Origin of the sequence: Undibacterium sp. JH2W, from assembly GCF_049340425.1 — a bacterium.
Classification (GTDB): Bacteria; Pseudomonadota; Gammaproteobacteria; order Burkholderiales; family Burkholderiaceae_D; genus Undibacterium.
In genome coordinates this window covers 171445-181220 of record NZ_JBMPOT010000003.1, presented here as the reverse complement: position 1 = coordinate 181220, position 9776 = coordinate 171445, and the positions used below count along the sequence as shown (strand labels likewise).

The window sequence follows — 9776 nt, the reverse complement described above, 5'->3', positions numbered from 1 at the left end:
CCCGCTGACGCTCGCTACAGATCGCAAACACGTTCTTAATGTTTTCAGGCCTTTTGAAGGGAATTAAATGCTCTGCAGGCGTTGCAAAGCGTCTTGCAGGGTGGCATCCTGTTTGGCAAAGCAAAAACGCACGATGCCAGATTCCTTGCCTTGCTGATAAAAAGCAGAAACCGGGATGGCCGCCACACCAATTTCCGTCGTCAGCCAGCGGGCAAATTCCAGCTCTGTCATATCGGAAATGCCCGAATAATCAACGGACTGGAAATAAGTCCCCGCACATGGCAACAGGCGCAAGCGAGAGTCGGCCAGGCCAGCCCTGAACAGATCACGTTTCTTTTGATAAAAGTCCGGTAATGCCAGATATGGAGCAGGCTTGCTCATATAATGAGCAAGCCCTACCTGCATGGGTGTATTGACGGTAAAGACATTGTATTGATGGACTTTGCGGAATTCTGCCATCAGCGCTGCCGGTGCCGTTACGTAACCAACCTTCCAGCCAGTCACATGATAAGTCTTGCCAAAGCTTGAAATGATGAAGCTGCGCTCGGCCAGTTCAGGGTAGCGTGACAGCGATTCATGGCGACCACCATCAAACACCATGTGTTCATATACTTCGTCAGAGGCAATCAAGACCCTGTTGTCGCGCACGATATCGCTCAGAGCAGCGATGTCATCCACACTCAATACCGATCCGGTAGGGTTGTGCGGTGAATTCAGCATCAGCAAGCGGGTCTTGTCCGTGATGCTGGCTTTTACCTTACCCCAAGGGATGGTATAGCCATCTGCCCCCAATTCCATGCTCACAAATACCGGCACACCGCCTGCCAGCTTGATGCTGGATACGTAGCTGTCATAGGCTGGTTCAATGACGATGACTTCATCGCCAGCATGCACACAGGCCAGCAAGATGGTCAAAATACCCTGGGTAGCTCCGGCTGTGACGGTGATTTCGGTATTCACATCATAGGTATGGCCATAGATGTTTTTGATCTTGGCGGCAATCTGCTCGCGCAATTGCGGCATACCTGGCATGGGCGGATATTGATTGTAATTATCCGTCATGGCTTGTGCTACCAGGGCAGGCAGAGCAGGGTCGCAGCTAAAGTCAGGGAATCCCTGACCAAGATTGACCGCCTTTTTCTCCATTGCCAGGGTAGACATCACTGAAAAGATGGTGGTGCCCACTTCGGGCAATTTGGAAACAGGAACGAAGCGGGCAGTGGTCGTCATCGGTGAAACTCTTCAAAAACTAAAAATTAATTACTTGGTACCAAACAAACGGTCGCCAGCATCGCCCAGGCCTGGCACGATATAACCGTGTTCATTCAGGTGGTCGTCGATAGATGCAGTCACGATAGGTACATCAGGGTGGGCCGCATTCATGACCTTGATGCCTTCCGGGGCAGCCAGCAGGCACACGAACTTGATCGTCGTGGCGCCACGCAGTTTCAGGCGGGTGATTGCTGCAGCGGCTGAATTGCCGGTGGCCAGCATAGGATCAACCACGATCACCAGGCGGTCAGCGATATCTTCCGGCACTTTGAAGTAATACTCGACTGGCTCCAAGGTTTCTGGGTCACGGTACAGGCCGATATGGCCTACGCGTGCATTTGGCAGCAAATCCAGCATGCCATCCAGGATGCCATTGCCAGCACGCAACACTGAGATCACGCACAGCTTCTTGCCGCTGATGGTAGGCGCGTCAATCGTTGTGATTGGTGTTTCGATCTTCACCAGTTCAATAGGCAGGTCTCGGGTGACTTCATAGGCCAGCATCTGGCTGATCTCACGCAAGAGGCGGCGGAAATTATCCGTCGGTGTGTCTTTGCTGCGCATCAGTGTCAGCTTGTGTTGCACCAGCGGGTGTCTGATTTCGGTAACGAGTTCGTTCAAGGTAATTCTCCGGCAATGTTGAGTTGACCGCTATTTTACGTCCCAGCAAGCATTAAGGGAAACGGATAAATCAGGAATTGAGGTGTTTTTCCACTTCTGCTCCAGCCATCGTCAATTTTTTCTTGATTGATAATCCAGTATAAGAAGTTCCGGCATGGCAGGGCCCGCGATGACGGTGAACGACTATCAGATCAGGAGTGCAGAATGGACAGCAATCAGGCGTTGTTAAATAAATTATCTCTGGGAGACTACTCCCTGGATCGCCATGGCGATCGCAAGGACGATTATTTGCCACCAGAACAGGCAATTGAGTCCAATACCCGCATCGATGTGAAAGGTATTCGTGAAGCTATTGCCAGGGTAGAAGCAGAAGCCAGGGCCACCGTAGCAGCGGAAACCCGGTTGAAAGCAGAGTCACAAGCCAGAGCGCTGGCAGAAACCAGGGCACAGGCCGAGGCCGAAGCAGCCGAGCTGGCACAGCGCAAACTGGCACTTGAACAAGAAGCCGTCGCCGGTACCCAGGCAAAATTGATGGCAGAGCGCCAGTCGCGTGCTGCCAGCGAAGCCAGAATTGCCGCTACTGCTGAAGAAACCAGGAATCTGCAAGAACGCACACTGATAGAGTCTCGGGCCCGTGAACAATCAGAACAACGCGCCAAACTGGAACAGCAAGCCATAGAAAAAGCCGAGTACCAGTTCAAGGCGGAATCAGAACTGGCATCACAAGCCCATGCAGAAGCAGAAAAACTGGCAACGCAAACAGCCAATGCCCGTAACTGGGCTGCAGAACGTTTTGCAGCATCACAATCTGCACGCCAGCAGGCAGAAGAACGCGCCCGTGCAGATGCCCGTATTACGGAACTGGCACGCGAACGCGAAAAACGCGACCGCGAAGCACGTGAAACTGCAGAAATGCTGGCCAAAGTCCGCAGCGAGTCTCTACAAATCAGCAAAGAACGTGACCAGGCAGAAGCCATGGCGCTGGAATATGCCATCAACCGTGCCCCGGTAGAGCTGCGCGCCCGTGAAGATGCACTGGCACGCGTCGCCCTGGAGCAAGGTCAAGAGGCAATTGCCCAAGCCAGGATGGAATCGGAAAGAAAGGCGGCTGAAGCCATACAACTGCGCATGCAGTCAGAAGAAGACTTGCGCATTGCCGCCAACAAGCGCGAACAGGCAGAAAAAATCGCTGCTGCGACAGCCCAGGCCCGTCGCGAAGCAGAAGACAAAATCCGCATGGTGACTGAGTCACGCATACGCGCAGAGCGAGAACTGCAATCGACCGCCATGACGCGCATAGAAAACGAGCAGCAAGCCGACATGCAAGCGCGGGCAAGACAGGGTGCTGAAGCTGTGTTGGCAGAAGAAGCCCGTCAACGCCGTCTGGCTGAGCAGGAAGCTGCTGACAATGCCCGTCAACGTGTCATCGAAGAACACCGTGCCGCCACACTGGCCAAAGAACGTGTAGAAATCGAAAAGCAGGCCGTGCAAGATGCCCGTGAAAAAGCTGATTCTGAACAACAAGCCCTGAGCGCAAGCGCTTTCCAGGCTGAATTATTGAAGCGCGCCAATCTTGCAGCCGCAGACAAAGCCAAAAAAGCCCAGGAATTGATGGCAGCTGAAAAAATGCGCGCTGCTGCCGAGCAAAAAGCTGCCGCTGCCTTGCAAGAAAAATTGACAGCCGAACGCAAAATGACAGAAGAAGCTGAGGCTTTGGCCAAAGCAGATCTATCCCATGCAGAACTCTTGCGCATGCATGAACAGGCGGAACATGCACGTCGTGTAGCGCAGGAATCTGAATGTGTGGCAGAAAAACTGAGCCTGGAAAAAACCATGGAGCAGGTGGAATTGCAGCAAAAAATGGCCGCAGCCGCTGCCAGGAAAAATCAAGATGCCAGCGAACTTCTGCGCGTCCAACAGCAACGCACTAATGATGAGGTGAAAGCGATGGAACTTCAGGAAGAAAAACTACAGGCAGAACGTCGCCGTGCCAATGCAGTGCAACAAGTGCTGAAGGCAACGCAAGAAAAACTGCAACTCGAACAAGCCGCCCAGCAAGAAGCTGAAGCCAGGCTGTGCGCCGAAGAAGAATCCAAGGCAATTGCAGCCGCCAGGGAACAAGCTGAACGCGAAGAAAGACTGGCGCTGGAAGCTACGCTGGATGCAGAAAAAACCACTCTGGAACAAACCGAGTTGCAAAAAGATGCTCAATGCAAGGCAGCCAAAGTCGCTTTGCTGATCAGCCATCAAGCCACAGAAATGGCACGCGCAGAACAAATGCACCTGGAAGCAGAAAAGCAAGCGGCAAGAGCTGCACAAGGAAAACTGGAAGCAGAAAAGCAAGCTGCTGAGCAAGTTATCGCTCGCGCTCATGCTGACCGCGAGCATACTGATGTCCTCAACGCACGCCAACAGCAAGAGGCTGAAGCCCGTGCAGCGCGTCAAGCCATGATCGCGGCAGAACAAGTACGCCTGCAAAAAATGCAGGAACATGCAGATTTGCAAAAGCAGTCTGCAGTACTGGCACAAACCAAGGCAGTTGAGGCTGAGGAACTGGGCAAGACTTTGCGCTTGCGTGCAGAGTCTGAACAAAAAGCCTTGAGCCTGGTCCAGCAAAAACTGGAGGCAGAAAAACGCCTGACAGCAGAATTGCAAGCCAAGGCAGCAGTAGAGCAAGAACAACGTGACCAGCATCTGGCCCGTCTACAATCTGAGCAAGCTCTGCGTGTTGCGATGGAAAGCAAAGTAGTCGAAGAGAAAAAACTGTTGGAACAAAACAATCAACAAACCAAGGCTGAGCAGCAAGCAGCAACCGCCGCTGCAGCCCGGGTAAAAGCTGCAACTCAGTTGGCACAGCTTGAACAGGGGAAAGCAAAATCTCAACAACAGGCTGCACTGGCACTGGAAGAACAAGCCAGGCTGGAAAAACAAAAAGCAGATGCTGCTGAACTGGAAGCAAAAGCAGCTACAGAGAAACTGGCTGCAGAAAAAATTGCTACTGAAGCTGCCACTGCAAGGGCAAAAGCAGAGCAACAACATGCACAGGCTGCAGCAGTCAGGGCCAGGGCTGAGCAAGAAGCCAATGAGCTGACTGCTGCCAAATTGCAAGCGGAGCAGGCATTGCAAATCCAGGCGCAAGCCTATGCTGCCAGTCAGCATAAAGCCCACGAACTGGTCATTGAAAAAAATAAAAAAGTTGCTGAACTTGACGCTGTCTTGCAACAACGCCTGGCGGATGATCAGGCCTTGCTGGACACCACAGCAGCCAAATTGCAGGCAGAACAAGAGGCGCATGAAGACGTGCAAAGCCGTTTGTCCAGTGAAACTGAGGCGCAACAGTTTGCTGAAGCTCGCGCCCGTGCAGAAAAAATCATCCTCGCCGCAACTGAAGCGACCCTGGCATCAGAAAAAGCCTTGTTCCAGGAACTGGCTGCCCATGCCGATGCACAAAGCCTCATGGCTGAGTTGCTGGCACAACGCCTGCAACAAGAGCAGGAATTGCTGGCAGCGCAACAGCAACGCGTCGCTGCTGAGCAAGCTGTATTAGCCAGCCTGACAGCCAAACAACAGGCAGAGCTGGCAGCGACCGCAGAAGCAGAAGCTCGCCTGGTGGCAGAACAAGCGCAGCACCAACTGATTGCTGAGCGCCACGCTGTTGAAGCACAGGCACGCGAACTGGCAGAAAAATTTAACGAGACCGAAAAACAATGGCTGGCACAAGCTGCTCAGGAAGCATTGATCAAGCGTCAGGCAGCCGTCGCACTCGAAGAAAAAACCGCCTTATTGTTGGAGCTGAGCCGCGCCAGCCAGGAAAAAATCGCAGTTGAACAACAAATCAGTGCTGAACTTAAAACCAAACTGGAACAAGAAGAATCCGCAGAAATCACCCTGCAAGCCAAACTGGCGATAGAACGTGAATTTGCAGAAGCGGCAAGCGAACGTGCCTATAAAGAACAAGAAGCTCTGGAAGCCACATTGCGCTTGGCCAATGCTGAACAAGCATTGCTGGCACGTTCCGCTGAACATGCAGAAGCGCAACGCCTCGCTGCGGAAGCGACGGAAACCAGATTGCGCGAAGCAGAAGCGCTGACGATGACTGAAAACCAGCGCGCTTCCAGCGAACTTGAAGCACTGAGCCTGGTACAGCAAAAACTGGCGGCAGAACAAAAAGCAGCGCAAGAAGCAGAGCAACGCAAACTGGCTGAGCAAGAATACCTGAGCCTGTGCGAAATTCGCGCCAATGCTGAGCAAGATGCCAATGTTGCCATCCAGGCCAGGCTGCAAAGTGAAAAAGAAGCAACTGAACTTGCCCATGCACTGGCAATATCCGAGCAACAAGCCACTGAAGCAGCGCAGACCCGTGCTGAAGAATTGTTCATCTTGCAGCAAGCAGAGCAACAGCGTGCAGAACTGGCGCAGCGTGAAATTATCACCATTCAGCAACAAAAGCAGATGGAGATGGATAGCCTGCAAATGACGCAGGATGCCTTGCGCCTCATCGAAGAAAAAATGGAAGCCGAGCGACTGGTCATTACAGCGACAGCAGAACGCGTACGTCTAGAATCGGAATTGGCAGAACAAAGTAAGCAACGCGCAGAACAATTGTTAATTGCTAACGCACTGGAACAAGAAAAACTGACGCTGGAGCGTGAAATTGAAGAAGCAACAGCCCTGCAAATCGCTGCAGATGAACAAGCATTGCCAGAACTGCGTGCCAAATTATTGGAAGAAAGCCAACTTGAAACTCTGGAAGCGCAAAGGCTGGAAAGAGAGCAAACCCTGGCCTTAGCTATAGCCTCACGTGTTGAAGAAGAAAACACACTGCTGGCCCGCGCTGAGCAAGCCTTGGCGGCAGAGGCAGAATTGAAAGCCGAATTTGCGTCGAAACTGCAAGTCGCTGAAACACAAAGACTGGAAAAAGAGCAAGCTTTGGCCGCAAGCTTTGCCGCACGTACAGAGAAAGAGAATGACTTGCTGGCACAAGCTCAACAAGCCTTGGCAGTAGAGACAGTATTGCAAGCTGAGCTAACATCCAAACTGGATGCGGCTGAAGCACAAAGATTGGAGAAAGAGCAGGCGCTCAATGCAGCTATCGCCAAACGCATGGAAGAGCAAAGTGCTCTGCAAGCCAAACTCGAAGAACAATTGTCCCTCGAAGCAGCATTGCAAGTCGAACTGCAGCAACAATTGATCGCTGTTGAAACGCAAACTCAGCAAAAACAACAAGTACTGGCGGATGCCGCAGCAAAACGCATCACAGACGAAAAAGCCTTGCAAGCACAGTTGGAAAAACAAGCTGCTGATGAAGTAGAACTGCAAGCCATGTTGCAACAACGTGCTGAACAACAAGCTGCTGCCCAGGCATTCATAGAGCAAGCCTTGGCATCCGCCAGGGAATGGCAAGAACAGAACAGACTGGTCATAGAGCAACAGCAACAAGAATTGCAAGCTGAAGCAGAAATGGCAAAACAAACGCTGGAGGCTGAACATCAGGAAGCAGAGCAATTGGCGCAAGCCTTGATCACGAAATTGCTCAGCAATAGGCAAACTTCGGAAGAATGGCGTCAACAGGTCGAGCAAATGCTGGCGGCTGCACCAATTTCTGTGGCTTACGATGCGACAGTTCAGCAAGATGAAGTGCAAAAACGTTTCCGCCTGCGTCCATCTGTCATCGCTGGTTTATTGTTGTGTGCTGGTATTGCCGGATTCGCTGGTTTCAGTGGTTTTAATTTCAACGGTACTGCTGCCTCCCGCACCGTAACGCAAAAGACAGCGGCGCTGGAACCAGTAATGCCGGTGCAAAAAGTGGATACTGGTTTACACATGAGCTATGAATTGACTCCGCCAGTTGCAACTACACCAGCTCAGGCAGAAGAAAGCAGTAAGCCAACTATGCAATTGGCTTTGGCAAGTAATCGTTAAACCATTAGCTGGTTATTGATGTCAAGTTAACTGAATCCGCGCAAAATTGCGCGGATTTTTTATGGATACGCCATAGCTATGGAACAAGAGATAGTGTTTTGTGCTTGAGAAAGGCGAGACCAAGACGTTTTGTGCTGGAGTGGAAACCGGTTTCTGAGTTGGCGAAACTGCACTCAAGCCGGAAAAGCTTGGGAAATAAGCCTTATAGCTAATGCAATTGGCAATTTCCGGAGCGACTCTGGCTATGTTTTCAGGGCTTTCGGTAAAGTTAGTCAGCAGTTTTTCACGGGACTGTCCCCTTTTTATCATCATCAGATGGGACTTAATCGGACTTGGCATCACGGATTTGACAGCACGAATTTGACACCACTTTCTAAGCAGGCAATTTCGCAACTAGCGTGCTGCAGGAGTTATTGATGTACTGACTGGAAGTAGATGCAGGCAGTTTTTCTACATATGCATATTGATAAACCTGGGGGCATTCAGGAGTAAAACAATTTTTGCCAATGCATCGCCTTAATAGAAAAGACCTGGGTAAGCCCAGGTCTCAGCATGTTTTTTATCATGAGTAATGACAGAAATGTTGACAGGATCAAGCCGCAATCTTGTGCTCAGCCCAGTGGTAATCTATAGCTGCACTTGGAATGCCGACAGAATTGGTGTTTTCTGAAGACATGCTGATGTGGCGTATATATTCTCCTGCGGCTTGTCTTTGTCTCAGATCATCAGCAAATTTGAGGGCGGCAATCATGTCGCCGGTATCAAATTCCCTGCAATGAGACATTTTAATTTGTTTGTGGATTTCTATCCAGAATACAGCAAACATGTTTACCTCCCTTCCTTGAAATTAAAAAATAGCTGGGGGCTTTCCCAGAATTTCGCTTGTCCTGGCTTTGCCTGAACAAGCTGAATAAAATTAACTTTGTGTATTGACTTACTGGTGTTTCCGTGGCCCTGTTACTGACCACGACCGCTTGCGCGGGTTTCACTACTGGGTCTGCGCTTATAGTTTATAAAAGCAGCAGATGATCAAACAAAAAGCCCGGAGCTTTTTAGGGCATCCGGGCTTTTCAGCTTTAGGTGGGGAGGAGCTGTTTTAATTTGCTCCTGCTACCTGAAGGGCTGACCTTCGGATGCGATGATACTGATTAGGGTTAAACGTAAAATTAACTGGATTGGACTGCTCGTTACGGTTACTCACATGTTTGGCGATTGTACGAATAATGCTAGTTCTATCCGTGCGTTTGTATGTTGTGACAGCTACCTTTGCCAGATTTGTGCGCGCATCAACATAGTTCAATCCCGCCACTGCCTTGGCCGACAATGCTGACAGCAAACCCTGTGCTGTTAAGCACATGTCTTGTTGCAGTTGTGGGAGCCAGGTAGTTTTCACGTATCGTCCTAAATTAAAAATGTTTATAAGTCTTGCCAAATGCGATGAATTGATCTTGCCACAGCTTTTAAAAAAAATCCAGCATGGCGTGAAGAAAATTCAATATTTGATGTTGTTTTTATGCGGTGACCGCAAAAATTACTTATATCCTGTATCATCGCAGCCGTTGCTTGATGTTCACTCATCTCTATTCCCAACCCAGTAATATTAATTTCTCCATGTCCGGACATAAAATAAAAGCCGAGCTCAGAATCCGTGAGTTGATGGTTGAAAACAAGATACGTTCGGTTTCTGCCTTGCATCGCCTGCTGATCGCCAGGCGTGTGACTGTATCGCATTCTCAATTATTGCGCATCGTCGATAACAAGGCAGAGCACTGGAAGGTAGAATTTATCGAAGCCTTTGCCGAGTTGTTTAACTGTTCTGTGCAAGATCTGTTTCGTTTTGAAAGTATTTCAGTCACTGATGCGGCGGTTGATACACCAGCGTGAATATGTTTGTCTTGCAGGTTTGATGTATCTCAAATAGCAGTTCACGCAGCCGTCATAATTTTGCGCTATAGTATCCC

General features: G+C 50.4%; 7 protein-coding genes. 2 read left to right on the top strand and 5 right to left on the bottom strand.

Annotated features, from left to right (window positions below; genetic code table 11):
- Positions 1-63 precede the first annotated feature (63 nt).
- Both ACO0LC_RS05320 and upp read right to left on the bottom strand, forming a co-directional pair.
- A complete protein-coding gene (locus ACO0LC_RS05320) occupies positions 64-1230 on the bottom strand; it encodes a pyridoxal phosphate-dependent aminotransferase (RefSeq protein ID WP_423001355.1) in 1167 nt (388 codons plus the stop codon).
- Between the two features lie 30 nt (positions 1231-1260).
- Positions 1261-1893 (bottom strand): uracil phosphoribosyltransferase, encoded by a 633-nt coding sequence (gene upp / locus ACO0LC_RS05315; protein ID WP_186951564.1) that lies wholly within the window; start codon positions 1891-1893, stop codon positions 1261-1263.
- Between the two features lie 204 nt (positions 1894-2097).
- Here upp and ACO0LC_RS05310 point away from each other — a divergent pair, with 204 nt between their 5' ends.
- Entirely contained in the window at positions 2098-7815 is a 5718-nt protein-coding gene (locus ACO0LC_RS05310) for a hypothetical protein (protein WP_423001352.1), read from the top strand.
- A 592-nt stretch (positions 7816-8407) separates the two neighbouring features.
- Here the strand turns inward: ACO0LC_RS05310 and ACO0LC_RS05305 are convergent.
- The 3 genes from ACO0LC_RS05305 to ACO0LC_RS05295 form a co-directional block, all read right to left on the bottom strand.
- A complete protein-coding gene (locus ACO0LC_RS05305; protein WP_423001350.1) occupies positions 8408-8641 on the bottom strand; it encodes a hypothetical protein in 234 nt (77 codons plus the stop codon).
- 270 nt (positions 8642-8911) lie between these two features.
- Complete coding sequence (locus ACO0LC_RS05300; RefSeq protein WP_423001348.1) at positions 8912-9208, bottom strand: hypothetical protein; 297 nt, start codon at positions 9206-9208, stop codon at positions 8912-8914.
- Between the two features lie 23 nt (positions 9209-9231).
- Complete coding sequence (locus ACO0LC_RS05295) at positions 9232-9393, bottom strand: hypothetical protein (RefSeq protein ID WP_423001346.1); 162 nt, start codon at positions 9391-9393, stop codon at positions 9232-9234.
- Positions 9394-9426: 33 nt separating this feature from the next.
- Between ACO0LC_RS05295 and ACO0LC_RS05290 the strand changes: the two genes are divergently transcribed.
- On the top strand, positions 9427-9699 hold the full coding sequence (locus tag ACO0LC_RS05290) for a helix-turn-helix domain-containing protein (protein ID WP_423001344.1): 273 nt from the start codon (positions 9427-9429) through the stop codon (positions 9697-9699).
- Positions 9700-9776 lie beyond the last annotated feature (77 nt).

Bases quoted from the DNA above. Each gene is read 5' to 3' on its own strand.
- ACO0LC_RS05320 (WP_423001355.1), bottom strand. From the start codon at position 1,230: ATGACGACCACTGCCCGCTTCGTTCCTGTTTCCAAATTGCCCGAAGTG.
- ACO0LC_RS05310 (WP_423001352.1), top strand. From the start codon at position 2,098: ATGGACAGCAATCAGGCGTTGTTAAATAAATTATCTCTGGGAGACTAC.
- ACO0LC_RS05305 (WP_423001350.1), bottom strand. From the start codon at position 8,641: ATGTTTGCTGTATTCTGGATAGAAATCCACAAACAAATTAAAATGTCT.
- ACO0LC_RS05295 (WP_423001346.1), bottom strand. From the start codon at position 9,393: ATGAGTGAACATCAAGCAACGGCTGCGATGATACAGGATATAAGTAAT.
- ACO0LC_RS05290 (WP_423001344.1), top strand. From the start codon at position 9,427: ATGTCCGGACATAAAATAAAAGCCGAGCTCAGAATCCGTGAGTTGATG.